This window comes from Bradyrhizobium sp. NAS80.1 (assembly GCF_001908205.1).
GTDB lineage: Bacteria > Pseudomonadota > Alphaproteobacteria > Rhizobiales > Xanthobacteraceae > Bradyrhizobium.
In genome coordinates, this window is the sequence record NZ_LGHL01000435.1 from 1 (window position 1) to 719 (window position 719).

Below are 719 nucleotides of genomic sequence, written 5' to 3' on the forward strand. Positions count from 1 at the left end.
GTGACGAAGTCGACCGTTCCGGTCGGCACCGGCGACGAGGTCGAGCGCATCATCCGCGAGACCAATCCCAACGCCGACGTCGTGGTCGCCTCCAACCCCGAATTCCTGCGCGAGGGCGCCGCGATCCGCGACTTCAAGTTCCCGGACCGCGTCGTGGTCGGCACCTCCGACGAGCGCGGCCGCAAGGTGATGGGCGACATCTATCGCCCGCTGTCGCTGAACCAGGCGCCGCTGATGTTCACGGCGCGCCGCACCGCCGAGATGATCAAATACGCCGCCAATGCGTTCCTCGCGACCAAGATCACCTTCATCAACGAGATCGCCGATCTCTCCGAAAAAGTCGGCGCCAACGTGCAGGAGGTCGCGCGTGGCATCGGTCTGGACAACCGCATCGGCACCAAGTTCCTGCATGCCGGTCCCGGCTTCGGCGGCTCGTGCTTTCCGAAGGACACCAAGGCGCTGATCAAGATCGCGCAGGACTACGACGTGTCCTTGCGCATCGTCGAATCCGTGCTGGCGGTGAACGAGAACCGCAAGCGCGCGATGGCGCGCAAGGTCAGCCACGCGCTCGGCGGCTCGCTGCGCGGCAAGACCATCGCGGTGCTCGGCCTCACCTTCAAGCCCGACACCGACGACATGCGCGATGCGCCGTCGATCCCGCTGGTGACCGGCCTGATCGACATGGGTGCGAAGGTCAGGGCTTTCGATCCCGTCGGCAT

The 719-nt window shown here is 65.8% G+C and carries 1 protein-coding gene; it reads left to right on the forward strand.

The window, feature by feature from the left end:
• A partial coding sequence (locus AC629_RS44070) for a UDP-glucose dehydrogenase family protein (protein ID WP_143199950.1) occupies nucleotides 1–719 on the forward strand: 719 nt, incomplete at both ends.